Genomic DNA, 26,458 nt, shown 5'->3' on the forward strand with positions numbered 1-26,458 from the left:
ACCGCGGGGCCGATCGTTACGATGACGAATGCTCTGCGCACGGCGGTCGAGCGCCGTTCGTGCCCGTTCAAACCCGGAAAGGGAGTGCACCACCCCGTGGCGTCCGTCATCGACACCGTAGTGAACCTGGCCAAACGGCGCGGCTTTGTCTTTCCTTCGGGAGAGATCTACGGCGGCACCCGGTCGGCGTGGGACTACGGCCCGCTGGGAGTGGAACTCAAGGAGAACATCAAGCGGCAGTGGTGGCGATCGGTGGTCACCGGGCGCGACGACGTCGTGGGCATCGATTCGTCGATCATCCTGCCGAGGCAGGTCTGGGTGGCCTCCGGCCACGTCGAGGTCTTCCACGACCCACTGGTCGAGTGCCTGAACTGTCATCACCGGCATCGCCAGGACCACATGCAGGAGGCTTACGCGGCGAAGAAGGGGATCGACGACCCCGACTCGGTGCCGATGACCGAGATCGTCTGCCCGGATTGCGGAACCAAGGGCCAGTGGACGGAGCCGCGCGAGTTCAACATGATGCTCAAGACCCACCTCGGGCCGATCGAGACCGAGGAGGGCTTGCACTATCTGCGTCCGGAGACCGCGCAGGGCATCTTCGTCAACTTCGCCAACATCGTCACCACCGCGCGCAAGAAGCCGCCGTTCGGTATCGGCCAGATCGGCAAGAGTTTTCGCAATGAGATCACGCCCGGCAACTTCATATTCCGAACCCGCGAGTTCGAGCAGATGGAAATGGAATTCTTCGTGGAGCCGTCGACCGCGAAGGAATGGCACCAGTATTGGATCGACACCCGCCTGCAGTGGTATCTCGACCTGGGTATCGACCCGGAGAATCTGCGGCTGTACGAGCACCCCGCCGAGAAGCTTTCGCACTACTCCGACCGGACCGTCGACATCGAGTACAAGTTCGGCTTCGCGGGCAACCCGTGGGGCGAACTGGAGGGCGTCGCCAACCGGACCGATTTCGACTTGTCAACGCACGCAAAACATTCCGGCGCCGACCTGTCGTACTACGACCAGGGCACCGATACCCGCTACATCCCGTATGTCATCGAACCGGCGGCCGGGCTGACGCGGTCGTTCATGGCGTTTCTGATCGACGCCTACACCGAGGACCAGGCACCCAACGCCAAGGGCGTGATGGAGAAGCGCACGTTGCTCCGGCTGGATCCGCGGTTGGCCCCGGTCAAGGCCGCGGTGCTGCCGCTGTCCCGGCACGCCGACCTGAGTCCCAAGGCTCGCGACCTGGCCGCCGAACTGCGCACCTGCTGGAACATCGATTTCGACGACGCTGGCGCGATCGGGCGCCGCTACCGGCGCCAGGACGAGGTGGGGACGCCGTTCTGTGTGACGGTGGATTTCGACTCCCTCGAAGACAACGCCGTCACGGTGCGCCGTCGCGATGACATGACGCAGGAGCGCGTCGCGATGAACGCCGTCGCCGACTACTTGGCGGCGCGGCTCAAGGGTTGCTGACCGGCGCTGGCACCGCCGGTCCCGGTAGTCCCACCTTGCCTGTTGACCGGCATGGACACGCCGCCGCCACGTAATTAAACGTTTCGTAAAAAACCGCATTTGGATAGCCGATTGGCTTAGGCTCGATCCGAATGTTGCTCACGTGTCTAGTCGCCGGGGGTGGGTGTCGGTTCGTGTGGGTGTAAGTGTCGTTGACTCGGTAGTCGGTGGGTTGGGGATGCGATGATTCCAGCTTTTATGCTGTTCCCCCCCGAGATCAACTCTGCCCTGATGTATGGCGGCGCAGGCCCCGGACCACTGTTGACGGCGGCCTCGGCCTGGGAAGCGCTGGCGGCGGACTTGGCGGCCGCGGCGGCGTCGTTCGAGTCGGTTGTGACGGGAGTGGCCGCCGGCCCGTGGATGGGCCCGTCGTCGGTGGCGATGGTGGCGGCGGCGACGCCGTACCTGCAGTGGCTGATCTCGGCCGCCGGGCAAGCCGAGTTGGCGGCGGCCCAGGCGACGGCGGCGGCGGGGGCCTATGAGGCGGCGTTCATGGCGACGGTGCCCACCCCGGAGGTGATCGAGAATCGCCTCCGGTTGCTGATGCTGATCGCCACGAACTTCTTGGGTCAGAACACCCCGGCGATCGCGATGACCGAAATCGAGTACATGGAGATGTGGGCCCAGGACGTGGCCGCGATGGTGGGTTATCACATCGGGGCGCAGACGGTGGCGGCGACGCTGCCGGCGTTCAGCGCCCCGCCGGTACCCCTGGGTGGACTGGCGGGGCTGGTAACGGCGCCGCTGGACTTCGTGTCCCAGGCTTTCGGAGCGTTCTCGTCGCTGGGGGCCGGCTTTGTTTCGCAGCTGCAGGCGGTGCTCGGGGCCTTCTTCCCCGGCCTGTCGTCGGTGACGTCGTTACTCTCGTCCATGCCGGTCACGACGATGACCGCCCTGGCACCGATCGGGATGTACCCCGCGACCGCGCTGATGTCCCCGATGATGGTGCTGGCCCACAACGTCGGGCCGGCGGCACCCGCAATGGCCGGTGTCACCACCGTGGCCGGGCAGACCCCGCTCGCCACCGGCGGCCTGCACGCGCCGCAATCGCTGGGTGGGCTGGGCGTCGCCACGGCCGGGTTGGGCACCGCGCGGTTCGTTGGAGCGATTACGGTGCCACCGACCTGGCAGGGGTCGATGCCGGTGCCGGCGGTCCTGACCAGTCTCGCGGTGCCGGCGTTGGGCACCCAACTACCGACTCCGATCGCGACGGGGGGATCGTCCGCCGCGTCGTCCGCACCCGCCGGTTCCACGTCAGCCATGGCCATGGCGATGGACGAGCGGGACACCGACAAAGACAAGACCGACCGGAGGGGCCGCCGCGGCGGGGAGAACCCGCACGTGGTGCAGTCGCGGCCCAAGGTGGTGCCGCGGACCAAGGGTTGAGAGCGGGGGGCCACCGCCGTTCGCAAGCGCTGAGCCCCCTCGCCCCGCACCGGCCCGGGCGTCGGGATGCCTGCGGAAGCAAATCCACGTTTTTCGGGTATTTGTCTGAAGTTTGGCTTACGATGTGCCTGCTTGCTGTTATTGGTTCGGCCACAGCATCCGAAAGTCGGCTGTGGAAGGGGGCAACATGCTTTTGCCTCTTGGTCCGCCGTTACCAGATGACTCGGTGTCGGCGGTTCGGGGTGAGTCGGGGATGCTCGGTGGCCTGTCGGTTCCACTCGTTTGGGGTGTGGTCGTTCCGCCGGATGACTACGACCATTGGGCCCCGAAGCCGGACGTGAGAGTCGATTCCGGCGACCCGGCGACTGACGTCCCCGCCCCGGCCGCGGTCGCGGACGCCAAAGAATGGAACGAGTGGCAGCGGTGGGAAGGCGAAGCCGAACCCCGCTTCGACGTACCGCGCAGCGGAGGCGTGATTCCGCATTCACCGGCCGCCGGTTGACCGCCGCGTGCTAGGGCGAGCGACTCAGAATCGGCCGCCGCCGCCCATGAAGCCGCCCCCTGACGATCCCCCCGAAGACCCGCCGAACGATGTGGGACTCCAGCCGCCGAAGCCGCCCCGCATACCCCCACTGAGCAGGTCGCCGATGATGATGCCGCCCAGCATTGCCCCCATGTCGCTGCCGCCGCGACGCGTGTAGGCGCGCTGGATCGATTGCATATCGGCATTGGCCAACGACTGCGCCTGGGCGGCCAGCGTCGACGCCGCGTTGGCGTGGGAGATTGCCTCGTTCGGATTCGTCGCCCTCTTGTCCCGCGCGGCTTGCAGGTGCCGGGTGGCTTCGGCCAGCCGGGTGCGGGCCTCCGGGCCGATGCTGCCGCGACGCGTGTCGATGTAGTCGGAGACCGCGCGTACCCGCGACTCGGCCGTGAACAACGCCTGCTCCAACGACCGGTTAAGCTGCTCGGCGCTGGCCTGCTCCTGCGCCAGGGTGACCAGCAGCCCGTTGAGATCGGCATCCGCTTTGGCCAACTGCGCGAACGCGCCGAGCGGGTCCGTGGAGCCGCCGGCACGCGCGCCGTCGACGGCCCGCGTGGCCGCATCGCGCGCCGCGCGCAGATCGCCGGTGTGAGCGGTCGTCTCCGCTCGCTTCAGGAGATCGCCCGCCCGTTTGATGTCGACCTGAATGTCGGCCATGGCCGACGGCAGCCGGTCGATGGCGTGCTGGATGTCGGTGGCCGCGTTGTCCACCGAGTCGAGTAGCGCCCGCGCCTGCCCGAGCGCGGACTCCGCGGCGTGGAACGCGTCCACCAAGCCGGCCTGCCGGCCGCTGACGGCTTCGGCGGCCAAATCCCGGGCGGTGCCGATGTTGCGGTCTGCGAACGCCAGCCGCTCCTTGGCGGCCGAGACATTTCCGGACACGGAAGTCAGTGCGGTGGCGTCGAATTGGTCGTGCAGTTCGGCCAGCCGCTGCTCTGAGGGCGCTATCCGGGTGGTGAGCTCAACGTATTGCTGGGTCAGCGCGTCCAGCCGCGACGGGGCGTTGATCACCAGATCGCGCAGGTTCTCGAACGCCTCGGTCTGCGACTCCAGTTCCCGATCGGCGCGCGCCGCCGAAACGACGACCCGGGTGAGCAACTCGCGGCGCTGGTCGGGCGTCTCCGGTGTGCTGTCGTCCAGTTCCTGTCGTACCGTGAACGCTTGGGCCAGAGCGGCTTTGGCGTTGGTCAGGGCTTGGGTGAAGGGTTGGGTCCGCTCTTCGCCGAACTCGGCGATCGCGACGTCGAGCTCGTTGGAGCTGGTTCGCACGGCGTTGTCCACGTCCACCACGAGTGCACGCGACAGGTCGTCGAGGGCCTGCAGCGGCACGGCGGCCAGCGCTTGCGAGTCGGTGGGGTCGACCCGTCGGGCCGCGGCCAATTCGGCCGCGCGCCGGCGCCGACCGCGATAGCGCATGACCAGCAGCAAGGCCGCCAGCGCGCCGAGAATGATCGCGAGCGTGACCAGCAGGGCCACCCGGCCCGACGAACCCGGTGCCGTGTTGAGCCCGTTGGCCGCCGCGACCGCGGCGCCGCTCCAGTCGCCGTTGTGCAAGGCGGGCTCGATCTTGTTGTGCCGCAAGTCATCGACCTGGCGGGCGTTGACGCTCTTGACGGTGGACGGCACCAGGAAGGCGTAGGCACGGCCGGCGGTGGCGACGGCGAGCAGGGCGTCATAGTTACCCAGATCGCTGGTACGCACCGTGCGCTGCGCCCAGTTCACCGGGCTCTGGTCGGAAAAGTCGTCGACGTAGACCACCCACAGCCGGATGTGGCGATCCGTGTACAGCTTGCGTACCGCCGAGGTGACCGCCGCACGACCGGATTCCGACAGGGCGCCCGCGTTGTCGGTGACGTAATCCGCCAGCCGGAACGGGGGTTGCGCGCCGGCGCCGGGTGCCACGAGCAGCCCGCCGCTGAAAGCAATTGCGAGGATTGTCGCGATGACACCTAGCAGCCGGGCAGTGCGCATGACGTCAATCTAGCCCCGCGGCGACGCGGGCAAAGAGCCGTGCGGCGGAGCGGTCCCCCGTACCGCGTTCCCTGGCAGACTGTGCTGCGGTGACTAAGAAGGCGGACATGAATCGGCAAGACCCCTACGACGACTTCGACCGTCAACGGCGGGTACACGAAGCGCCGAAGACTGCCGGTCTGCCGGGTACGGAAGGTCAGCACCGCACCGACTTCGCCCGCGACCGGGCCCGGGTGCTGCACAGCGCCGCGCTGCGCCGGCTCGCCGATAAGACCCAGGTCGTCGGGCCCCGCGAAGGCGACACACCACGCACCCGGCTGACGCACTCGCTGGAGGTCGCCCAGATCGGGCGGGGGATGGCGGTCGGCTTGGGTTGCGACCTCGACCTGGTCGAGCTGGCCGGCCTGGCCCACGACATCGGGCACCCGCCCTACGGCCACAACGGCGAGCGCGCCCTGGATGAGTTCGCCGCCGACAACGGCGGTTTCGAGGGTAATGCGCAAAACTTCCGCATCCTGACCAGCCTCGAGCCCAAAGTGCTTGACGAGCAAGGCAATAGCGCTGGGCTCAACCTGACCCGCGCCTCCCTGGACGCGGTCACCAAGTATCCGTGGTACCGCGGCGGAGGGCTGGGTCAACAGGGGAGGAAGTTCGGGTTCTACGACGAGGACCGCGAGCAGGCGGCCTGGGTTCGCGCCCGCGCGCCGGAGGGCCGGATGTGCCTGGAAGCGCAGGTGATGGACTGGGCCGACGATATCGCCTATTCGGTACACGACGTCGAGGACGGCGTGGTCTCCCAGCGCATCGACCTGCGCGTGCTCGCCGACGACGACGAGGCGGCCGCCCTGGCGAAACTGGGTGAAAGCGAATTCTCCCGGGTGAGCGCCGACGACTTCATGGCGGCCGCGCGGCGGCTCTCCGGGCTGCCGGTGGTTGCCGCCGTCGGCAAGTACGACGCCACGCTGGCCGCGGCAGTCGCGCTCAAGCGACTCACCAGTGAATTGGTCGGCCGGTTCGCCTCGGCCGCCATTGCCACGACCCGCGCCGCGGCCGGACCCGGGCCGCTGGTCCGCTACCGGGCCGACCTGCTGGTGCCCGACCTGGTGCGCGCCGAGGTCGCCCTGCTGAAAATCCTGGCGCTGCAATTCATCATGTCCGATCCGAGGCATCTGAACACCCAGGGCCTGCAGCGTGAACGGATCCACCGGGTGGCGCGGTGGCTCTACGCCGGGGCACCCCAGACACTCGACCCGGTCTTCGCCGCGGCGTTCACCACCGCGGCCGACGACCGCGCCCGGCTACGGGTCATCGTCGATCAGATCGCGTCATACACCGAGGGCCGGCTGGAACGCATCGACGCGCGCCAGGCCACCGGTTAGCCGCTGCTCGGCCGCAGGTCATCCCACGGCAGTCCCGTCGTCACCGCGGGCTAGGCTGCCCGACATGACCAAATTCAGCGGTATCGCCACCCTCGCGGTGGGGCTTCCCGTCGTCGCCATGACCGCATGCAGCTCACCCCAACAGGCGAGCAACCAGCCCGGCACCACCCCGCCGGTGAAGAGCGCCCCACCGGCGTCGTCGGGTGAGACGACGACGCCCGCGCCCAACGGCGAATCGCTCACCGCGCAACTGAAGACGCCGGACGGGCGGTCGGCTGCCACTGCTACGTTCGATTTCACCGGCGGATACGTGACCGTCACCGTCAAAACGGTGGCCGGCGGCATCCTGTCACCCGGCCTGCACGGCCTGCACGTCCACGAGATCGGCAAATGCGAGCCCAACTCGGTTGCCCCGAACGGCGGTCCGCCCGGAAACTTCCTGTCCGCCGGCGGCCACTACCAGGCGCCCGGACACACCGGCAAGCCGGAGAGCGGTGACCTGACGTCGCTGGAGGTGCGTTCGGACGGCTCGGCCTACCTGGTCACCACCACGGATTCGTTCAACCGGGACGAGCTGCTGGGCGGCAACAAGACTGCCTTGATGCTGCACGGCGCCCAAGACACCGACAACGCGATGGAACGGGTGGCATGCGGCGTCATCGGAACCGGATAGCCGGCCGGCTCGGCGCTCTAGACTGAGCCGATGTCCAGCCCGGCAGGTTCGTGGGGGCACCACCCGCGCGCGGGGGAGGATGACGCCCGGCCCCGGGGCCGGGGGCGGATTCCCGATCGCGATATCGCCGCCATCCGCGAGCGGGTCCGCATCGAAGAAGTCGTCGGCGATTACGTCCAATTGCGGCGCGCCGGTGCCGATTCCCTCAAGGGCCTGTGCCCGTTTCACGACGAGAAGTCGCCGTCGTTCCACGTTCGACCCAACCACGGCCACTTCCACTGCTTCGGCTGCGGGGAGGGCGGCGACGTCTACGCCTTCATCCAGAAGATCGAACACGTCACCTTCGTCGAGGCCGTCGAACTGCTCGCGGACCGGATCGGCCACACCATCAGCTACACCGGCCCGGCGACCAGCGTGCAGCGCGACCGCGGCAGCCGCAGCCGGCTCGTCGCGGCCAACGCGGCCGCGGCGGAGTTCTACGCGGCGGCGCTGGAATCCGAGGAGGCCGCGCCGGCCCGCCAGTACCTGACAGATCGGAATTTCGACGCCGAGGCGGCCCGGCGATTCGGCTGCGGATTCGCGCCGTCCGGGTGGGACTCACTGACAAAACATCTGGTGCGCAAGGGTTTCGAGTTCAAGGAGCTGGAAGCGGCGGGCCTGTCGCGGCAGGGGCGGCGCGGCCCGATCGACCGCTTCCACCGCCGACTGTTGTGGCCCATCCGCAGCGCGGCCGGCGAGGTGATCGGGTTCGGCGCCCGCCGGCTCTTCGACGACGATCCGATGGAAGCCAAGTACATCAATACCCCCGAGACCCTGCTGTACAAGAAGTCGTCCGTGATGTTCGGCATCGACCTGGCCAAACGCGACATCGCCAAGGGGCACCAGGCGGTCGTCGTCGAGGGCTATACCGACGTGATGGCGATGCATCTGGCCGGCGTCACCACCGCCGTGGCGTCGTGCGGCACCGCATTCGGCGACGAGCATCTGTCGATGCTGCGCCGACTGATGATGGACGACAGCTTCTTCCGCGGGGAGCTGATCTACGTCTTCGACGGTGACGCGGCCGGGCGCGCTGCCGCGCTCAAGGCCTTCGGCGGCGAGCAGAATCTGGCGGGGCAATCCTTCGTCGCGGTGGCCCCGGACGGCATGGATCCCTGCGACTTGCGGTTGAAGTCCGGCGACGGCGCGCTGCGCGACCTGGTGGCGCGGCGCACCCCCTTGTTCGAATTCGCGATTCGCACGGCGATCGCCGAGATGGACCTGGACAGCGCGGAGGGCAGGGTCGCGGCGCTGCGCCGCTGCGTGCCGATGGTGAGCCAGATCAAAGACCCCACGCTGCGCGACGAGTACGCCCGCCAGCTCGCCGGCTGGGTCGGCTGGGACGACGTGGCGCAGGTCATCGACCGGGTGCGCACGCAGGCCAAGAAGTCGCCGGCCCCGGCGCGTTCCGGCCCCAACGCCCCCCGCGGCGCCGCTCAGCAGCCCAGTGCGGCGGCCCCGGGCCGCCCCACCGCCAAACTTCCCGACCCTCGTGACCCGACACTCAGGCCGCAGCGTGCGGCGCTCAAGTCGGCGTTGCAATATCCGGCGCTGGCCGGGCCGGTATTCGACACGCTCCCCGTCGAAAGCTTCACCCATCCCGGTTACGCCGCCGTGCGCGCCGCCATCGAGGCCGCGGGTGGCACGTCGAGCGGCGTCACCGGGGGACAGTGGATCGACGCGGTGCGCCAACGGGCCGGCTCAGACCTCACCGCCGGGCTGGTCAGCGAGCTCGGGGTGGAGGCCATCCAGGTCGACGACGACGAGAAGCTGGTGCGTTACATCGCCGGCGTGCTGGCCCGGCTGCAGGAAGTGTGGATGGGCCGGCAGATCGCCGAGGTGAAGTCCAAGCTGCAGCGCATGTCGCCGATCGAACAGGGCGACGAGTACCACGCGTTATTCGGTGACCTGGTAGCCATGGAGGCCTACCGGCGCAGCCTGCTGGAGCAGGCTAGCGGCGACGATCTGACGATGTGAGGGCCTCGTCGGCCGGTCGCTCGGCACCGCGCTCCAAGATGGCCGTTTGGTCGTCGATCTCGGCAACGGTCACGAATCCGGCGTCCGGGGAGATCCGATTCGCGATCTTGCGGCGTCCCCCTTGGATTACTGACTTGGCGACCGGGCTGCTGGTCAGCGCGCGATAGGTGCCGACGATCTGCTCGTATCGGCGACGCCCGGCCTTCGAGCCCAGCACGTAACCCAGTCCCAGCACCACGACATACCGGATCAAAGCGTTCCTCCCGAGTAGCGACCGTTCCCATCCTGCCTCACCCGCCCCTATGCGTGCGCGCCCGATCCGCTCCCCGGGGCGAGACCGAGTCGGTCCTGTCCGGTTGGGTGCGGTTATGCCAGTACGCTAGAGTCGTCCCGCGATCGTGTTGATCCCCTGTAGCTCAATTGGCAGAGCGTTCGGCTGTTAACCGATAGGTTCCTGGTTCGAGTCCAGGCGGGGGAGCAAGGTTGAGGCTCAGTGTCCGGCGCTCTGGCCGCCGTCGATGTGGAGGGTCTCCCCGGTCACAAAGGTGGCGCCCTCCAGGTACCGAATCCCCTCGATGACGTCGGCGATGGCGCCCATCCGGCCCAGCGGATGCATGGCGGCCAGCGCGGCCGTGTTGTCGTCGGCATGCATCGGGTGGCGATGTTGCCCGGGGAGATGGCGTTGACGCGGATCCCGCAATGCGCGTACTCGATGGCCAGCGACTTGGTCACCGCCGCCAGGCCGCCCTTGGTGAGGGCGGTCAATCCCGCGGGCACTGCGGAGTTGGGCTGGTCGAGCAGCGACGTGGTCATGTTGACGACGTGGCCGCCCCCGCCTTGCGTCAGCATCCGGGCGATGGCGCGCTGCGTGACGTGGAAGAAGCCGGCGAGGTTCACCCCGGTCACGAACGCGTAGTCCGCCGCCGTGTACTCGGTGAATGGTTTGGGAACGAAGACGCCCGCGTTATTGATCAGGGTGTCCACTCGACCGAACCGCTCCACCGCGGTCGCCACGATGCGGTCGGCGGTCGCGGGATCGGCGACGTCACCGGCGACGGCCGCCGTGCCGGGGTCATCGCCGGCGGTGATCGAGCGCGAGTTGGCCACCACGGCATAGCCGAGGTCGCGGTAGGCCTCGGCCAGGGCGGCCCCCATGCCCTGCGAGGCGCCGGTGACGATCGCGACTTTCTGGTAGGCCTGATCGGCGGTCAATAGCGGTCTCCTTGCGTGGTCTGGTTGCCGCGTCGCGCCATCGCGCTGGCGTGCTCGTCCTTCGTGAATCTACTGTGAGCGCAACCAATTAGGAGGGCCGGTGGAGTTCTTGGTCACGATGACGACGCATGTCCCCGACGGCACCCCGCCGGAGGCAATCGACGAGGTTCGGGCCCGGGAGGCCGCGCATTCCCGCGAGCTCGCCGCGCAGGGGCATCTGCTGCGCTTGTGGCGGCCGCCGCTGCGGCCGGGTGAATGGCGCACGCTCGGTCTGTTCGCCGCTGCGGACCAGGACCGGCTCGAGGAGGTGCTGGCCTCGATGCCGCTGCGCGTGTGGCGTACCGATGCGGTGACGCCCCTGGCGCCGCACCCGAATGACCCCGGGGCCGAACTATCCGAAAGGCGCTAGTCGTAGGCCGGCGTCCAGACGGTGTCGAGGACGGCTTGCCGTGGGTCGGCGTGCGTTTCTGTGGCCACCCCGCCGGCGACGGCGGCGTGATACACGGCTTCGGCAACCGACGTCGAGATGGCGCGCAATTCCCTGACATCGGGGAGCAGTGAATCGCCGGCCTTTGACGGGCTAGCCTGTTGCACAACGGCTTTCGCTGCGGCCTGCAGCATTTCCTTGGTCAGTAGCCGGGCCCCGGCGACGATGATGCCCAGTCCGATTCCGGGGAACACCAGCACGTTGTTGGCCTGGCCGATGGTGTAGGTGGTGCCGTCGTATTCGATCGGCGCGACGGGGGTGCCGGTGGTGATCAGCGCCTTGCCGTCGGACCACTGCAGCACGTCGGCCGGCATGGCTTCCATGCGCGACGTCGGGTTGGACAGCGGGAAGATCATCGGGCGCTCACACGATGCGGTCATGGCCTGCACGACCTTCTCGGTGAAGGCGCCGAACACGGCCGAGGAGCCGAGCAGGATGGTGGGGGAGGCGAGCTTGATGGTGTCCACCAATCCCACCCGATCCGCGGCTTCCAAGCCGAGCTGGGCGCGGTTCTTGGCGTAGGGAACCTGGAAATCTCGCAGGTCCTCCATGTCGTCGAATAGCAGGCCCTGCTTGTCGATCGGCCAGATCTGCGCGGTGGCCTGCTCGATGGTGGCGCCGTCGGACACCATTGCGTCGCGAATCTGATCGGCCACCCCGACCCCGGCGGTGCCGGCCCCGAAGACGACGGCCCGCTGGTCGCGCATCGGGACGCCGGTGACGTGGCATCCGCCGTACACGGCCGCGACGACCACCGCGCCCGTTCCCTGGACGTCGTCGTTGAACACGCAGTACTTGTCGCCGTACGTGTGCAGGATCCGCCGTGCGTTCAGGGGCCCGAAGTCTTCGAAATGCAGGATCGCCTTCGGGAACAGGCGGTGAGCGGTTTCGATGTAGCGATTGACGAAGTCGTCGTATTCGTCGCCGCGGCGGCGGGCGTGACGATTGCCCAAGTAGAACGGATCCTGAAGCAGTTGTTCGTTATTGGTGCCCACGTCGAGGGAAACCGCGATGCAGCGGCGGGGATCGATGCCGGCCCCGGCGGTATACAGCGCCAGCTTGCCAACCGCGATCTGGATGCCGCCCACGCCCCAGTCGCCGATGCCCAGGATCGCTTCGGCGTCGGTACACACGATCAGGTCGACGTCGCCCGCTTCCAGCCCGAAAGTTGCGAAGGCGGGCTCGATCTCGTCGGGGGCGTCGATGCTCAGGAAAAGCCCGCGCTGTCCGCGATACTCGTCGGAGAACCGTTGGATGGCCTCCCCGACGGTGGGCGTGTAGACCACCGGCATCAGTTCCGGCAGATGATCCTCCAGCACCTTGTAGTAGAGCAGTTCGTGGCGGTAATGCAGCTGCTCCAACAGCAAATTGCGGCCCAGATCCGTTGCCAGGCTTTGCAATTGATGCCACACCCGGTCGGCCTGCTCGTCGAGCGTGAGCACCGCCGGTGGGAGCCGCCCGGTCAGGCCCAGCCGCCGCCGCTGCTCGTGCGTGAAGCCCACTCCACGGTTCAGACTCGGCGAGGACAGCGCCGCCGGGATCTTCGGCGCGTGCGGGTCGCTCATCGCAAATCTCCGTCCGTGACTCGGTCCCTTACGGCAACCGTAGCGTCGATCGCGGTGATCGCATCTTGAACGGCATTCGCGGCGCCGGGCGCGCGGGTCAAGCCAGCAGAGGTTGCAGTGCCTGTCGCAGGTCGGTGGCCTTGGGGACGCCCGCGGTGCGGTACCGCTGCCGGCCGTCGGCGTCGAAGATGAACGTGGTAGGCAGTGACAACACCGAAAGTCGCTTGGCGGCGGCAGGATTGGCGTCAATGTCGATTTCGAGATGCGTCACGTCGGGGAGATCGCCGCACACTTGCTGAACCACGCGACGCACCGAAGCGCACGGACCGCACCATGCTGCGGTGAAATGGACGACGGTCGGACCCGCCTCGGACAAGCCGAGATCTGCCGCGTCCTGTGTAGGTCCGAGACTCGTCTCGCGAAGTACCCCGGACCGTCGATTGATCATCGCTCCTGCCGCAGTGGCGGCCCCCAGCGCAGCGATCAGCGCCGTCGCTGCGATCACAAGAGTGCTCACTGGGTCCTCAGATAGAAAAGTCTTCGCCGTGCCACACCCCGGCTTCGGGTGGCCGGATGACGCTTGCGGATTCTTGCCCGTCGTTGGAAGCCTCGAGCTTGGCGACCCGGGTGAGGAGGGACTGGAGGCTGACGCCCACGAGGTCGGGCATCATCGAGTCGTCCGGGCTGTTTCGGCCGTGGCGACTGATGACCTGGCCGGGAACCCCGATGACCACGGCGCTCGACGGAACCTCTTTGACTACGACAGCGTTGGCGCCGATCCGGCTGTCATCGCCGATTTTGATCGCTCCGAGCACCTTGGCGCCGGCGCCGATGGTCACCCGGTCACCGATGGTCGGGTGGCGCTTCCCGGTGTCCCGTCCGCTGCCGCCGAGCGTGACGCCGTGGTAGATCGTCACGTCCTCGCCGACTTCGGCCGTCTCGCCGATCACCACTCCGGTGGCGTGGTCGATGAAGAGGCCCGCTCCGAGCACGGCGCCGGGGTGGATGTCGACCCCGGTCAGGATGCGGGTGACCTCGTTGAGTATCCGCGCGGCCAGCCGGGCGCCGCGGTTCCACAGCCAGTGGCTGATCCGGTGGCCCCAGATGGCATGCACACCCGGGTAGGCGAAGATCACCTGCAGCGTGGTCGGGGCAGCGGGGTCGCGCTCCCTGGCGGCCCGGATGTCGCGGCGTACGGCGTCGAGCATGGTTAACCCGCCAGGTCGGCGAACAACGGCGTGCTGAGATACCGCTCGCCGAAATCAGGTAGCACGACGACGACAAGCTTTCCGGCGTTTTCCGGTCGGCGGGCCACCTGCAGGGCGCCGACCACCGCGGCACCCGACGAGATGCCGACCAGCAAGCCTTCCTCTCGTGCCAGCCGACGTGCCACGTCCATGGCCTCCTCGTTGCCGACGGTGATGACCTCGTCGACGAGCTCCATGTCGAGCACGGGGGGCACGAATCCGGCGCCCAGACCCTGGATGGGGTGAGGACCTTTCTGTCCACCCGAGAGCACCGGCGACGCTGCCGGCTCCACGGCGACGAACTGCACCGACGGCTTGCGTTCCTTGATGACCTCGGCGACCCCCGTGATGGTGCCGCCGGTGCCCACGCCGGCCACGAAGATGTCCACCTTGCCATCGGTGTCGCGCCACACCTCTTCGGCGGTGGTCTTGCGGTGGATCTCCCTATTCACGGGGTTTTCGAACTGTTGGGGCACCCAATACCGTTGGTCGCTCTTGGCCAGCTCCTCGGCTTTGGCGATGGCGCCCGGCATGCCCTCGGCGCCCGGCGTCAGGACGATCTCGGCGCCCAAGGCACGCAGCAGCATCCGCCGCTCCATGCTCATGGTCTCCGGCATGACCAACACACAGCGGTAGCCACGGGCGGCGGCCACCAGCGCCAGGGCGATGCCGGTGTTACCGCTCGTCGGTTCGAGGATGATCGTGTCGGGCTTGATCAGGCCCGCTTGCTCGGCCGCGTCGATCATCGCGACCCCGATGCGGTCCTTGACGCTGTTTCCCGGGTTGAAGAACTCCAGCTTGGCTACGACGTCGGCGGCCGCCCCGTCGGTGACCCGGTTCAGCCGGACCAGCGGAGTGTTCCCAATAAGTTGTGTGACGTTATCTGCGATGCTCATCTGTCTTCCTCAGGCATGTTGGTTCAAGCTTCGTCGGCCTACCAGGCGATGTCGAATTCGATCGCGACGCGGGTGCATATGGGCAATATGGTCATCGGCGGGGTGATCCTTCTGAGATTGACTAACGCTTAGACGCGGCCACTGGGTGCTACCTGTGCGAGCGGCCCGCAAACCTGGAGGAAACGCGAGGGTTTCTGCGGCGTCAGAGAATCAACAACAACGACAACAGCAGTGCACGGCGGTGCGGCACGTAAGGACAAGGCACGGCTGGGTGGCCTGTTGCATAACGCCCACTATAGGACATTCGACAATTTCGCCGGTTGAGCTCATCGTTTGCTGAGTACCCGCGGCCGTTTCACCCCGCCGGCGGGGCCGCAATCGAGCCGAAGGCTTCTTCGGGCACAAGCAAGTCCCAGGGTCAGGTTGGGAGGCCGAGCTTCGCGGCGTCGGCCCTGTATCGATCCACCCACTCATCGGAGCGCTGGTCGGCCTGACGTTCCAAGACCGGCTCGGGCGCCAGCCGCGGGTCGAGCCCCAACCCCTCAAGGATGGCGGCCACCACCTGAGTCAGGTTGCGCCACAACACCGGATACGGAATCTCCATCGGCCTGACGTCTTCCTCGGCGAACCAATTCCGCCAGCCCTCGTTCTGGGCACGCAGCATGGTGACGACGTGCGCGATCGCGCCGGCGTGATAGGTAGCGCGCGCATCGCGAGTCGGGTCGGGTCGTCCTCGCCACACCCGCGTCTGCACCGCCCGCCAGAACGACACGGCCTGCGAAATCACGTCGGGGCGGTACACATAGATGAACAGCGGCTCTTCACCCACCACGTCGGTGATCGCGGCCAGCAGCCCGTCACCGCTGCGATTCGGCAGATTCTTCGCGCGGTTCAACAAGAGCGGCGTCTGGTTCCACATCAACTTGCCGCCCCATATCCCGTTCGGCGTCCTGCCGACCGTGCGGATGTAGTCGCGCCAGATCTCGGGCGGCGCGAGGTCCGGCGTCCCGGCATCGAGCGGGTCGAGCAGTTGCAGGATCGACTCGTCCTCCACGCCGGCGAACCACTCGCGTGGCTGCGGCGCCTGGCTGGTGGCCGGCAGGTACTGAAAGAACTCCTGTGGTTCGCCGGCGACCCCCGTCGCGCGCAGCGACTCGACCAGCAGTGTGCTGCCGCTCCGCTGGGATGCCAGCACCAGGTAGGAGGACGGATTATCAGCCACGCAGCAAGCCTATCCGGCAGCAATTGCTTTCGCAGGTAATAGTTTTACGCTCGTGTTGAACTTAATTGTTGAAGTGAAATGTATTGCGAATCCGCGATGACTACCGGAGTTAGACGCTTCCGTCGTCGACGAAATCTTCGCAGGCGCACCACTGGCCCCTGTCCTGCAACCTTCGCCGAAGTTGCGTGCCGCGCTTGAGCATCAGGTGCTGGGTGTAGACCTTGTCGCGCTGCTGTGGCGAGAAGGCCAAGTCCAAGTTGATCGGCAGCCCGGCCCAGTCGACCCGGTCGTCGAGCTGCTCATCGTCCACGGTGCCGCGCCTCAGCCGGCACTGCAACGGGCAGACAGCCCGCACGTTGTCCTTGAGGGGCCCGTCAAAGTCCAGAGCCACGCCTACGTCCCTCCTCGACGCAACCAATGACTGAATGTTGCAGCGAGGTTGTTTCAGCGACAGGCGCGCGACGTTTCCGTCGTATTACGAGTCGCGCAACCCGGGAGGCTTAGTAGACGTCGCGGTGATAGCGCTTGTCGGCGCTCAGCGACCGGACATACTGCTTCGCCCCGTCGGGATCGAGGTTCCCGTGTTCGGCCGCGATTTCGCAGAGCGCACGGTCGACGTCCTTGGCCATGGGGTCCGCGGTACCGCAGACGTAGAGCTGGGCGCCGTCCTGCAGCCAGCGCCACAGCTCGGCCCCACGCTTGCGCATCAGATGCTGCACGTAGACCTTCTGCTGCTGGTCCCGCGAGAACGCGAGGTCCAACTCGGTGAGGAACCCGTCGGCAAGCATCTTTTCGAGTTCGTCGCGGTAGTAGTAGTCGGTGGCGGCGTGCTGCTCGCCGAAGAACAGCCAGTTGGGTCCGGTGTGCCCGAGCGCGCGACGCTCCTGCAGGAACCCGCGGAAGGGCGCGATTCCGGTGCCGGGACCGATCATGATCATCGGCGTGTGCGACTCGCTGGGTGGCCGGAAGTTGCTCGACGGCTGCAGGTAGACGGCGACGCGATCACCGGGTGAGCGGTCGGCCAGGTAGGTCGAGCACACCCCACGGCGCGGGATGCCCTGAAAGTTGTAACGCACCGGCGAGACGGTCAGGTGAACTTCCCCGGGGCATTCTTTGGGGCTCGACGAGATCGAGTACAGCCGCGGCTGAAGGCGTTTGAGCACCCGCAGCCACTCGTGGGCCGACGCCCAGACCGGGTGCTGTGCCAGCAGGTCGATGGACTGGCGCCCCCACGACCAATCCGACAGTGCGCGCTTGTTTTCGGGCTTCAGCAGCTCGGCGAGCGTCGAGTCGCCGGTGCGCTCCTGCACGAACCGCACCAGGTCCCGGCTGATGTGGGCGATCTCGATGCGCTCGGTGAGTGCGGAGCGCAGCGACATCAGACCCTGCTCGCCGACCTCGACGGGCGTCTGCCCGTCCAGTCCGGTAACCGCGAGCCACTCGTCGACCAACCGGTCGCTATTGCGGGGCCACACCCCGAGCGCGTCACCGGCCTCGTAGCTCACGGTTTCTTCCGGCAGGCTGAAAACCAAATGCCGCACGTCTTTTGTCGACTTCGGCTGACTCAACACGGTGTTGCGGACGATGCCGGTGATCAGGGGGCGTTTCTTGGTGTACCCGACCGTTCCGGACCCGTTGGCCGGTCGAACCGGCGCGCCAATCGGGGCGGTGGCCGCCGCACCGCCATCCCGGCCCACCGGCGCGGGGGCGCGCGACAGCTCCTGCAGGACACCGCTCAGCCACTTGCCCGCGGCGTCGTCGTAGTCCGGTTCGCAGTCGACCCGGTCGACGATGCGGGTCGCCCCCAACTCAGCCAGACGCTCGTCGAGTTTGCGGCCATGGCCGCAGAAGTCGTCGTAGTTGGAGTCGCCGAGCGCGAGGACGGCGTAGCGGGTGCCGGTGAATTTCGTTGCACCGTCGGTTGTCAGCGCGCGCCAGAAGCCAGCCCCATTGTCCGGTGGGTCACCGTCACCGGTGGTGCTGGTGATCAGCAGCAACTCCCGAGTCGTCGCCAGTTCACCCACCGGGAAGTCGTCCATGGCGCGCAACGAGACCGGCACGTCGGCGTTGCCCAGTCGGGCGGCGACATCGGCGGCGAGCTCTTCGGCGTTCCCGGTTTGCGATGCCCACAGCACCACGACGGGTGCCCGTTTGGCGGGCTTGGCCTCGGGTGGCTGGATCGTCGGTTCCTTGACCGCCGGCGCCGGCGTCGGCGTGGCTCCTTCGCGCGAGAACAGGCCCGCGAGCAGGCCATCCACCCACAGCCGGGTGCCGGGGTCGAACGGAGCGCTTTGCGGCAGGGTCGGCACCCCGGCGGTGCGCCGGCCCGCATCCGACCGAAGTGCGGTCAACATCCCGGCAAGGTACGAGCGGCCGAGCTCGTCGAACGCCGGCGCGGGTTTGGTTGCGACGCCGAGCAAGTCGGCGAGGGCGTCGACCTGTGACGCGCTGATTTCCCGCACCTCGGTGGAAGCGAGTTCTGGTGTATCGGTGCTCGGATCTGCCGGGGCGACGGAAACTTTCGCCAACGTGACCGCGCACGCCTTGAATTCCGGTTGGTTCGAGATCGGGTCCACCGCGTCGTTGGTGACCGCGTTGATCGCCAGGTATTCGCCGAACACGTCGTTCCAATGGAAGGGGGCGAAGCAGTTACCGATGCGCACCCGGTCGCTGATCACGGCGGGCAGCACGGCGCGGCCGCGGCGGGACGCGATTTCTATCGCGTCGCCGTCGGTGATCTGCAGCAGGGCGGCGTCGTCCGGGTGGATTTCCACGAACGGCCCGGGATTGAGCTTGTTGAGCTTGGCGACCTTGCCGGTCTTGGTCATCGTGTGCCACTGGTGTGGTAGGCGACCGGTGTTCAGCAGGAACGGGTAGTCGTTGTCCGGCATTTCCTCGGGCGGGAGGTGTGGGCGGGCGAAGAACACCGCACGACCGTTCGCGGTGGGGAACGCCAACCGGGGAGCGCTGCCATCCTCGCGGACCAGCCGGGCCTGGCTGACACCGTCGTTGAGGTAGCGAATGGGGCTGCGGTCGCCCGTGCTCTCGGGCGCGCACGGCCACTGCAGCGGGCCCTGACGCAGCCGGTCGTAGCTGACGCCGCGCAAATCGTAGCCGGTCTTCGGGTTCGAGAACCGCTTGATCTCCTCGAAGATCTCTTCGGCGGAGCCGTAGCTGAAAGCGTCCGAAAAGCCCATCTCGCAGGCGATCCGGGCGATGATCTGCCAGTCGGGCATCGCGTCACCCGGTGCGGTGACGGCCGGCTGGAACAGCGTCAGGTTGCGCTCGGAATTGACCATCACGCCCTCGGCCTCCGACCACAGGGCCGCCGGCAGCAGCACATCGGCGTATTCGTTGGTCTCCGTTTCGAGAAAGGCGTCCTGGGTGATGACCAACTCGGCACGCTCCAGACCGGCCAGCACGGTCCTCCGATTAGCAACGGAAGCAACGGGATTGGTGCACACGATCCAGCACGACTTGATTTCACCGCTGGCCATCCGGGCGAACATGTCGATCGTGCCGGTGCCGACCTCGTTGCGGAGTGTTCCGTGGGGGATACCCCACTGGTCTTCGGTGAAGGCGCGGTCCTCCGCGGATAAGACCGAGCGCTGCCCCGGCAGTCCCGGCCCCATGTAACCCATTTCGCGGCCGCCCATCGCGTTGGGTTGTCCGGTGAGCGAGAAGGGTCCGCTGCCGGGTTTGCAGATCGCACCGGTGGCCAGGTGCAGGTTGCACAGTGCGTTGGTGTTCCAGGTGCCGTGCGTGCTCTGGTTGAGGCCCATGGTCCAGCAGCTCACGAAATTCTCGGCCTCGCCGATCATCCGGGCCGCCGCGCGGATGTGTTCTTCGGGAATCCCGGTGATCTCGCTGACCTTGTCGGGGGTGTACTGCTCCAGGAAGCCGGGCATCGCCTCCCACCCCTCGGTGAACTCGGCGATGAAGTCGGGATCGGTGTGCCCGTTTTCAATGATCTGCTGCAGTAACCCGTTGAGCAGTGCGAGATCGGAACCGGGGGAGATCTGCAGGAACAGGTCGGCCTTGTCGGCGGTCGCGGTGCGGCGCGGATCAACGACGATGAGTTTTGCGCCGGCCTTGACGCGGTCCATCATCCGCAAGAACAGGATGGGGTGGCAGTCGGCCATGTTGGCGCCGATGACGAAGAAGACGTCGGCGTGTTCGAAGTCTTGGTAAGAGCCGGGTGGTCCGTCGGCACCCAGTGAGAGCTTGTAGCCGGAACCGGCGCTGGCCATGCACAGCCGCGAGTTCGACTCGATCTGGTTGGTGCCGATGAAGCCCTTGGTGAGCTTGTTCGCCAGGTACTGCGCCTCGATGGACATCTGGCCCGACACGTACATCGCGAACGAATCCGGGCCGTACGTGTCGATGATCGCCCGTAACCGGTTCGCGCACTGGGCGATAGCCCGGTCGATATCGACGGGCTCGACGGGCTCACCGCGGTCGGTGCGTACGTGTGCGGATTCCATCCGCCCAGGCGCGCCGAGCAAGTCGGAAGTGGTGGCACCCTTGGTGCACAGCCGACCGAAGTTGGCTGGATGTTCTTTGTTTCCAATCGACTTCGCGATGTGACGGCGACCGCTCGCGGGATCGGTTGTGACCTGCAACACCATCCCGCAGCCGACGCCGCAGTATGCGCACATGGTGTTCACGGCATCGTGCTGTGACGCCATGGACTCCCTGGTCACGCACTTCCTCCTTTGAGCGCAACGGGCTTACGTTGAATGGTGCGACGAGGATGTTTCGGCACCGGATATCCGGAGTTTCCCCCGCTTTACGGCTTCCTCTCACCGGCGAAAGCGCCCGCGTGATGTCTTGGAAAAGCCGCATCCCCCGAGGTCAGGGTGGGTCATCGTCGACCCGCCGACTCCGCTCAAGGCTACCGGTGGGGCCGGGCGGTTTACCTGTCAGAACGGGGTCTCCGACCAAACAAATGGGACATTCACAGCCTTCGCTAAGCTCACCGAGTGCGTCGGCTGATTGTGATCCTGCTGATCCTGCTGGCCTCCGGTTGCGGCGGGAAGCAAGCCGGTTCGCCGCCGGTGTCAGCCGATAAGTGCAAGGATTCCGATGGACCGACACCCGCCACGGTGCAGCGGGCCATCGCCTCGGTTCCGATCACCGTCCCCGGTACGACTTGGGTGGAAATCGCTCGCGGACATGCCAAGAAGTGCCGCTTGTACTGGGTGCAGATCATCCCGACGATTGCCAGTGAATCCACCGGGCAGCAGCTGCTGTTCTTCGATCACAACACCCCGCTGGGTACACCGACCCCAAATCCCAAGCCGTACATCACCGTTCTGCCGCCATCCGATGACGCCGTCGCGGTCCAGTACCAATGGTTGAAGGGCAACGATCAGCCGTGCTGTCCCACCGGCGTTGGCACGGTGAAGTTCGAGATCGGCCCGGACGGCAAGCTGAAGGCGCTCGGCAAAATCCCGAATCAATAGCGTTGCGTTACAACGCGATCAAGTGGCCCGTCAGTTCGTGATCGCGTCCGCCAAGTTTTCCGGGTGCAGCATCTCGGCGTAGCGCAGTTGCTCCGGAATCCCGAAGCCGTCGACGAGCGTTTCGGCGTGCGGGCGCAGCGCGCGGCACCGATCGTTGATACCCCGGGTGACGGCCTTGGCCCGCTCGGTGGACAGGTAGCGATGCTCGATGTACCAGGCCTTGTCGTCCTCGATCACCGACAGCGCGTACAGATCACACAGGATGCCCAGGAGTTCGCGGGCCTCCTCGTGCGGGCAGGCATCGATGCCGGCGACGAACGCTTCGAGCACCACCCGGTCGATGTGCGCGGAAGCGGCGTGCAACACGTGATCCTGCACCGCGTTGAAGGCGTCGAACTCCGACATCTCCTTGGATTTGGCCTGCAGCCGACGAGCGACGGACGCGATCAGATATTCCTCCCGGTCCTCGAACATCTTGATCTGCGTGCCGCGGTTGAAAAGGCTGCCCTCTTCCTCGCTGTCCTGTCGGGAGTCCACGATGGTTTGGATAATCGTCTCGGCGGCAGTGCGTTTGACGACGCGCTCGCCGACGGTGTTGGCGGCGAACCGCACCCATTCGACCGGGCTCATGCTGCGGATGTCGTCGGCGTAAGCGGTCAGCAGCTCCTTGGCCACCAATTGCGTCAGCACGTGGTTGTCGCCCTCGAATGTGGTGAAGACGTCGGTGTCGCCGCGCAGCGCGATCAACCGGTTCTCGGCCATGTAGCCCGCGCCACCGCAAGCCTCCCGCGCCTCCTGAATCGCCCGGGACGCATGCCAGGTGTTGGCCGCCTTCAGCCCGGCGGCGCGCGCCTCCAATTCGCGCTGCTCGTCGGCGTCGACGGCGTCCGCGGTCTGGATGTCGTGGCATTTACCGACCAGCTCGTTCTGGGCGAACTGCAACGCGTATGACTTTGCGATCAAAGGGAACAACCGGCGCTGATGCACCAGATAGTCCATGATCAGCACCTCGGACTCGTCATCCGGTGCGCTGAATTGCTTGCGCTGCAACGCGTATCGCGTGGCGATGTCCAGCGCGACGCGACCCGCGGCGCCCGCGCTGCCGCCCACCGTGATCCGTCCGCGGACCAACGTGCCCAGCATGGTGAAGAATCGGCGGTTCGGATTCTCGATCGGCGAGCTGTAGGTGCCGTCCGGCGCCACGTCGCCGTATTTGTTCAACAGGTTCACCCGCGGGACGCGTACGTGGTCGAACATGATGCGGCCGTTGTCGACTCCGGGCAGGCCGCCCTTGTATTCACAGTCCGAGGTGGTCACCCCGGGCAGGTCGTTGCCGTCCGCGTCGCGGATCGGCACCATCAGGCAGTGCACGCCGTGGTGCAGCGGTTTGCCGTCCTCGTGCGTGATCAGTTGGGCGAATACCGCTGCCATGGTGGCTGTTTCGGCCGCGCCGCCGATGTAGTCCTTGCGCGCCGTCGGCGTGGGGGAGTCGATGACGAACTCTTCGGTCTCGGGGTCGTAGGTCGCAGTGGTCTCCAGCGACTGGACGTCGCTGCCGTGCCCGGTCTCGGTCATCGCGAAACAGCCCCGCAACTCGAGGCTGATGATCTTCTTCACGTACGCCTCGTGATGACGCTCGGTGCCCAGGTTCTCCACGGCGCCGCCGAATAGGCCCCACTGGACACCGGCCTTCACCATCAACGACAGGTCCGACATCGCGAGCATCTCGATCATCGTGATCGCCGCGCCGATGTCGCCGGTGCCGCCATGCTCCTTGCGGAAGTTGTCGGCCGCGGCACCGAACGCGGCCATGATCCGCATCTGCTCGGCCACCTTGGTGCGCGCGATCACCGTGTTCGGGGTGTAGTGCGGCCGGAACAGGTCCTCGCTCATGGTGGATCGCAGCTGGTTTCTCGTGTCCCGCCAACGCCCGTCGAGGGCGTTGCGCAGCTGCTCGGCAATGGTTGCGGTGTCTGACGCCATAACCCGACCGTATCCTGCGGTTCCCGCCGCGGGAATAACGACATGATGCCGATTGGTGATTTCGCCGAGCGTGCGTCCAGGGCGAGGTCGAGGCCTGATTCTCGCGCCGAGTGCACGCTCGGCGATACGTTCTCGGTATGTGCCGTCTACGGGTGGCGTTCGTGTGCCTCGTCGTCTTGCTGGGGGGATGCGCGCCCGCGCGCCCGCCCGCTCCGGCGCCCGCGCCGCGTCCGATGCTCACTTACCTCGGTCAGTCTCGGGTCCCGTTCAACGCCACCTTCGACGGCACCGTCATCGGCGGCCTGTCGGCGCTCAGCTATGACCCGGGCCGTCAGCTGTATTACGTCATCAGCGACGATCGCTCCGAGAAGAACCCGGCCCGCTTTTACAGCGTGCAATTGTCCTTGTCGGACAGCGGAATCGACAACGTCGCCTTCACCGGCACCCGCCCGCTGCTGGACCGGTCCGGCCAGCCGTTCCCGCCGCTCAGGCCGGACGCCACGCCGCCCGTTATTCCCCCCGACCCCGAGGGCATCGCCTTCGATCCCGGCCGGCAACGGCTGTATTGGTCCTCCGAAGGCGAGCGGCGCACCGCGGGACCGTTGCTGCTCGACCCGTGGGTTCGATCGGCCGGGCTCGACGGTGCCTACCTCGGCCAGTTCACGCTGCCGGCCAACTTGGCGATGTCCGCGCAGCCCACGGGCCCGCGCCGGAACAAGGCGCTGGAGGGATTGGCGCTGACGCCCGACGGCCAAACGCTGTTCGCCGCGATGGAGGACCCCGGATACAACGACGGGCCGGTCAGCGACGACGGCCACCGCGTACTCACCCGGGTCACCAAGTTCGACGTCGCCTCCGGGGCGCCTACCGCGCAGTACGCCTACCCGATGGAGCCGCCCGCACCGCCCGCGGACGTCAACGGCCTCTCCGACCTGGTCGCGCTGTCGGACACGACGTTTCTGATGATCGAACGATCCTCCGCCATGCCGCCGACCGTGCGGATCTACCGGGCCGAGATCGGCGCGGCGACCGACGTTTTGGCCACCCCATCGATGAAGGACGCGGCCGTGACCCCGATGAGCAAGACTTTGGCGGTCGACTTGTCCGCCACGCCCGCACTGTCCCCCCTCGATAATGTCGAGGGCATCACGCTGGGGCCGAAGCTGCCCGATGGTCGTCAGTCGGTGGTGCTGGTCAGCGACAACAACTTCTCACCGAGTCAGGTCACTCAGTTCCTGTTGTTCGCGATGTGACGGCTTAGGAGCCGCGTGGAGGACCGGCCTCAGCCGGTAGAGGGTGAAGCCCGCGGCCGCGACGCCGAAGAGCATCAGCATCGTCATGTCGAACACCCACCAGCCGCTGTAGTGGGTCCACATCTGCGAGTTGGCGGCCAGCGCGTCGACCCTGCGCAGGTCAACGGTGGACGCCGACGCGGCGAAGCCCCACTGGGCCGGGACGAACCAGGAGACCTGCTGGAAGCCCCATTTGCTCACCAGCTGAACGAGGCTTCCGTTGAACAGCGCGGACGCCAGGACCACCGGCAGCAGCAGGGGCAACACCTCACGCAGCGACGTCCCCAGCGCCGACAACGCGAGCCCGACCACCGCGGACACGATGGCCGTCACCGCCACGCTCGCATACAGCTCGACCGTGGCGTTGTGCAGCAAAGCGGCGCCACGCGCGGGTCCGCCCCTGTCGGCGACGACGATGGCGAACACGATGGCCGTCAGGACGGCCGCGGCCAGGCCGAACACCAGGATCTTGGCGGCCAGGTAGGCCGCGGTCGACAGCCCGAGAGCCTGCTCGCGCCGGAAGATGCGCTGCTCGCGCGCCACAACCCGGATGGTCAGCGCGGTGCCGATGATCACCGCGGCGACGTTGAGCGCGGCCAGGATCTCGATGGCCTCGTGCGGGTGAGTGCTGCCCGGCCCGGGCCGGGCGAGCCCCGAACCGCCCGGTATCAGCAGGGTCAAACCCGCCAGCACGAACGGCAAGATCGCCAAGAGCACGAGATAGAGACGGTCGGCGAAAATCAGCCGGGCATCGCGGCGGGCCAGCAGCCGGATCTGCCGCGCCATGCGGGGCTCGGCGGGGGGCGGCGACGGGGCGGTGACCTCCGGCGGCGCCGTCAACGCCGATGCCGGGGGCCGGTCGCGGAAGGCGCGGTGGGTCCCCTCGGGGTCGGCGCTCACCCGCTCGAGCACCTCCGACCAGTCAGCGGTGCCCAACGCGGACTCGATCTGCAGGGGCGGCCCCAGGAAGGCCGGCGTCCCGGCTGAGGTGAGAACCAGCACCTGGTCGCACAGGTTGAGGTTCGTCACCGACGTCTGCGACGACACGGCCGCCACGACGACGCAGCCGATGTCGGCCTGGCGCCGCAGCATTGCCATCACGTGGCGTTGCTGCTCCGCGTCCAGACCGGCGCTCGGCTCGTCGACGACGAGCAGTGTCGGCCGGGCGATGAGCTCGACCGCCAGCGCGGCGCACCGGCGCACCTGGGGCGACAGCTTGCCGATCCGGCTGGATTCGTATGGTGTCAGCTCGAGCTCCTCGAGAACCTGGCTGACCACGCGGTGGCGTTGCTCGGGTGAAATGTCGTGCGGCAGGCGAATTTCGGCGGCGTATCTAAGGGCCTGGGCGACGGTGAGCTGGCGGTGCAGGCGGTCCTCGGACGAGACGATGCCAATGCGGGTGCGCATGGACGCCGGCTCGGCGTGCACGTCGTGGCCGTCGACGGTCACCCGCCCGGAGCTGAGTTGCCTGGTGCCTGCGAGCAGCCCGAGCAGCGCGGAGTTGCGTGCCGCCGACGGCCCGACGACCGCGGTGAATGTGCCCGGACGCGCCGCGAAGGAGATGTCCGAGAGGATCTCGCGTCCGTCGATGGCGAGACCCAG

The 26,458-nt window shown here is 67.2% G+C and carries 20 protein-coding genes, 1 tRNA gene and 1 pseudogene; 10 read left to right on the forward strand and 12 right to left on the reverse strand.

Annotation, left to right across the window (positions count from 1 at the left end):
• Positions 1-84: 84 nt before the first annotated feature.
• The 3 genes from A5750_RS05750 (at position 85) to A5750_RS05760 (ending at position 3,409) form a co-directional block, all read left to right on the forward strand.
• Positions 85-1,482, forward strand: a complete 1,398-nt coding sequence (locus A5750_RS05750) for a glycine--tRNA ligase (protein WP_066945352.1) — start codon at positions 85-87, stop codon at positions 1,480-1,482.
• Between the two features lie 222 nt (positions 1,483-1,704).
• Entirely contained in the window at positions 1,705-2,907 is a 1,203-nt protein-coding gene (locus A5750_RS05755) for a PPE family protein (RefSeq protein ID WP_066945299.1), read from the forward strand.
• 253 nt (positions 2,908-3,160) lie between these two features.
• Positions 3,161-3,409, forward strand: a complete 249-nt coding sequence (locus A5750_RS05760) for a hypothetical protein (protein WP_067261548.1) — start codon at positions 3,161-3,163, stop codon at positions 3,407-3,409.
• Positions 3,410-3,433: 24 nt separating this feature from the next.
• Here the strand turns inward: A5750_RS05760 and A5750_RS05765 are convergent, their stop codons facing one another.
• The gene (locus tag A5750_RS05765) at positions 3,434-5,419 is read right to left on the reverse strand and encodes a YgcG family protein (protein WP_067261551.1); all 1,986 of its coding nucleotides are present in this window, start codon (positions 5,417-5,419) and stop codon (positions 3,434-3,436) included.
• A 107-nt stretch (positions 5,420-5,526) separates the two neighbouring features.
• On the opposite strand from A5750_RS05765, the gene A5750_RS05770 reads away from it, so the two are divergent.
• The 3 genes from A5750_RS05770 to dnaG all read left to right on the forward strand — a co-directional run bounded on the left by A5750_RS05770 (position 5,527) and on the right by dnaG (position 9,487).
• Entirely contained in the window at positions 5,527-6,798 is a 1,272-nt protein-coding gene (locus A5750_RS05770; RefSeq protein WP_067261553.1) for a deoxyguanosinetriphosphate triphosphohydrolase, read from the forward strand.
• Between the two features lie 64 nt (positions 6,799-6,862).
• A complete protein-coding gene (locus tag A5750_RS05775; RefSeq protein ID WP_082959049.1) occupies positions 6,863-7,471 on the forward strand; it encodes a superoxide dismutase family protein in 609 nt (202 codons plus the stop codon).
• 30 nt (positions 7,472-7,501) lie between these two features.
• The gene (gene dnaG, locus A5750_RS05780; RefSeq protein ID WP_067261555.1) at positions 7,502-9,487 is read left to right on the forward strand and encodes a DNA primase; all 1,986 of its coding nucleotides are present in this window, start codon (positions 7,502-7,504) and stop codon (positions 9,485-9,487) included.
• On the opposite strand, the gene A5750_RS05785 is transcribed toward dnaG, so the two are convergent.
• Positions 9,462-9,740, reverse strand: coding sequence for a hypothetical protein (locus A5750_RS05785; protein ID WP_066945315.1), 279 nt, complete (start codon positions 9,738-9,740; stop codon positions 9,462-9,464). The genes dnaG and A5750_RS05785 overlap by 26 nt on opposite strands.
• 152 nt (positions 9,741-9,892) lie before the next feature.
• Here A5750_RS05785 and A5750_RS05790 point away from each other — a divergent pair.
• Positions 9,893-9,965: transfer RNA gene (locus A5750_RS05790), tRNA-Asn, on the forward strand.
• A gap of 59 nt (positions 9,966-10,024) precedes the next feature.
• On the opposite strand, the gene A5750_RS05795 is transcribed toward A5750_RS05790, so the two are convergent.
• A complete protein-coding gene (locus tag A5750_RS05795) occupies positions 10,025-10,699 on the reverse strand; it encodes an SDR family NAD(P)-dependent oxidoreductase (RefSeq protein ID WP_369817382.1) in 675 nt (224 codons plus the stop codon).
• A 100-nt stretch (positions 10,700-10,799) separates the two neighbouring features.
• Here A5750_RS05795 and A5750_RS05800 point away from each other — a divergent pair.
• Positions 10,800-11,081 (forward strand): annotated as a pseudogene (locus A5750_RS05800) (muconolactone Delta-isomerase family protein); the annotation flags it as partial.
• A gap of 23 nt (positions 11,082-11,104) precedes the next feature.
• Here A5750_RS05800 and A5750_RS05805 read toward each other — a convergent pair.
• From A5750_RS05805 to A5750_RS05835, 7 genes are all read right to left on the reverse strand, one after another.
• Positions 11,105-12,751 (reverse strand): NAD-dependent malic enzyme, encoded by a 1,647-nt coding sequence (locus A5750_RS05805; RefSeq protein ID WP_067261557.1) that lies wholly within the window; start codon positions 12,749-12,751, stop codon positions 11,105-11,107.
• A gap of 97 nt (positions 12,752-12,848) precedes the next feature.
• Entirely contained in the window at positions 12,849-13,268 is a 420-nt protein-coding gene (locus A5750_RS05810) for a thioredoxin family protein (protein WP_066945324.1), read from the reverse strand.
• 7 nt (positions 13,269-13,275) lie between these two features.
• Entirely contained in the window at positions 13,276-13,959 is a 684-nt protein-coding gene (gene cysE, locus A5750_RS05815; RefSeq protein WP_067261560.1) for a serine O-acetyltransferase, read from the reverse strand.
• Positions 13,960-13,961: 2 nt separating this feature from the next.
• Positions 13,962-14,894, reverse strand: a complete 933-nt coding sequence (gene cysK, locus A5750_RS05820) for a cysteine synthase A (protein WP_066945330.1) — start codon at positions 14,892-14,894, stop codon at positions 13,962-13,964.
• A gap of 418 nt (positions 14,895-15,312) precedes the next feature.
• Complete coding sequence (locus tag A5750_RS05825; RefSeq protein WP_066945334.1) at positions 15,313-16,116, reverse strand: Stf0 family sulfotransferase; 804 nt, start codon at positions 16,114-16,116, stop codon at positions 15,313-15,315.
• A 109-nt stretch (positions 16,117-16,225) separates the two neighbouring features.
• A complete protein-coding gene (locus A5750_RS05830) occupies positions 16,226-16,507 on the reverse strand; it encodes a hypothetical protein (protein WP_156659104.1) in 282 nt (93 codons plus the stop codon).
• Positions 16,508-16,616: 109 nt separating this feature from the next.
• Positions 16,617-20,804, reverse strand: a complete 4,188-nt coding sequence (locus tag A5750_RS05835) for a bifunctional nitrate reductase/sulfite reductase flavoprotein subunit alpha (RefSeq protein WP_067261574.1) — start codon at positions 20,802-20,804, stop codon at positions 16,617-16,619.
• Between the two features lie 309 nt (positions 20,805-21,113).
• On the opposite strand from A5750_RS05835, the gene A5750_RS05840 reads away from it, so the two are divergent.
• Positions 21,114-21,581 carry an LppP/LprE family lipoprotein gene (locus tag A5750_RS05840; RefSeq protein WP_067261576.1) on the forward strand — a complete coding sequence of 156 codons (468 nt, stop codon included), beginning with the start codon at positions 21,114-21,116 and terminating at the stop codon, positions 21,579-21,581.
• Positions 21,582-21,611: 30 nt separating this feature from the next.
• On the opposite strand, the gene A5750_RS05845 is transcribed toward A5750_RS05840, so the two are convergent.
• Entirely contained in the window at positions 21,612-23,564 is a 1,953-nt protein-coding gene (locus A5750_RS05845; RefSeq protein WP_066945340.1) for an acyl-CoA dehydrogenase, read from the reverse strand.
• Between the two features lie 137 nt (positions 23,565-23,701).
• On the opposite strand from A5750_RS05845, the gene A5750_RS05850 reads away from it, so the two are divergent.
• Positions 23,702-24,817 carry an esterase-like activity of phytase family protein gene (locus A5750_RS05850; protein WP_082948324.1) on the forward strand — a complete coding sequence of 372 codons (1,116 nt, stop codon included), beginning with the start codon at positions 23,702-23,704 and terminating at the stop codon, positions 24,815-24,817.
• On the opposite strand, the gene A5750_RS05855 is transcribed toward A5750_RS05850, so the two are convergent.
• A partial coding sequence (locus tag A5750_RS05855; RefSeq protein WP_082959050.1) for an ATP-binding cassette domain-containing protein occupies positions 24,776-26,458 on the reverse strand: 1,683 nt, incomplete at its 5' end. The genes A5750_RS05850 and A5750_RS05855 overlap by 42 nt on opposite strands.

It is taken from the genome of Mycobacterium sp. 852002-51613_SCH5001154 (genome assembly GCF_001667425.1).
Classification (GTDB): domain Bacteria; phylum Actinomycetota; class Actinomycetes; order Mycobacteriales; family Mycobacteriaceae; genus Mycobacterium.

Bases quoted from the DNA above. Each gene is read 5' to 3' on its own strand.
- A5750_RS05755 (WP_066945299.1), top strand. From the start codon at position 1,705: ATGATTCCAGCTTTTATGCTGTTCCCCCCCGAGATCAACTCTGCCCTG.
- A5750_RS05760 (WP_067261548.1), top strand. From the start codon at position 3,161: ATGCTCGGTGGCCTGTCGGTTCCACTCGTTTGGGGTGTGGTCGTTCCG.
- A5750_RS05765 (WP_067261551.1), bottom strand. From the start codon at position 5,419: ATGCGCACTGCCCGGCTGCTAGGTGTCATCGCGACAATCCTCGCAATT.
- A5750_RS05770 (WP_067261553.1), top strand. From the start codon at position 5,527: ATGAATCGGCAAGACCCCTACGACGACTTCGACCGTCAACGGCGGGTA.
- A5750_RS05775 (WP_082959049.1), top strand. From the start codon at position 6,863: ATGACCAAATTCAGCGGTATCGCCACCCTCGCGGTGGGGCTTCCCGTC.
- dnaG (WP_067261555.1), top strand. From the start codon at position 7,502: ATGTCCAGCCCGGCAGGTTCGTGGGGGCACCACCCGCGCGCGGGGGAG.
- A5750_RS05805 (WP_067261557.1), bottom strand. From the start codon at position 12,751: ATGAGCGACCCGCACGCGCCGAAGATCCCGGCGGCGCTGTCCTCGCCG.
- cysE (WP_067261560.1), bottom strand. From the start codon at position 13,959: ATGCTCGACGCCGTACGCCGCGACATCCGGGCCGCCAGGGAGCGCGAC.
- cysK (WP_066945330.1), bottom strand. From the start codon at position 14,894: ATGAGCATCGCAGATAACGTCACACAACTTATTGGGAACACTCCGCTG.
- A5750_RS05835 (WP_067261574.1), bottom strand. From the start codon at position 20,804: ATGGCGTCACAGCACGATGCCGTGAACACCATGTGCGCATACTGCGGC.
- A5750_RS05845 (WP_066945340.1), bottom strand. From the start codon at position 23,564: ATGGCGTCAGACACCGCAACCATTGCCGAGCAGCTGCGCAACGCCCTC.
- A5750_RS05850 (WP_082948324.1), top strand. From the start codon at position 23,702: ATGTGCCGTCTACGGGTGGCGTTCGTGTGCCTCGTCGTCTTGCTGGGG.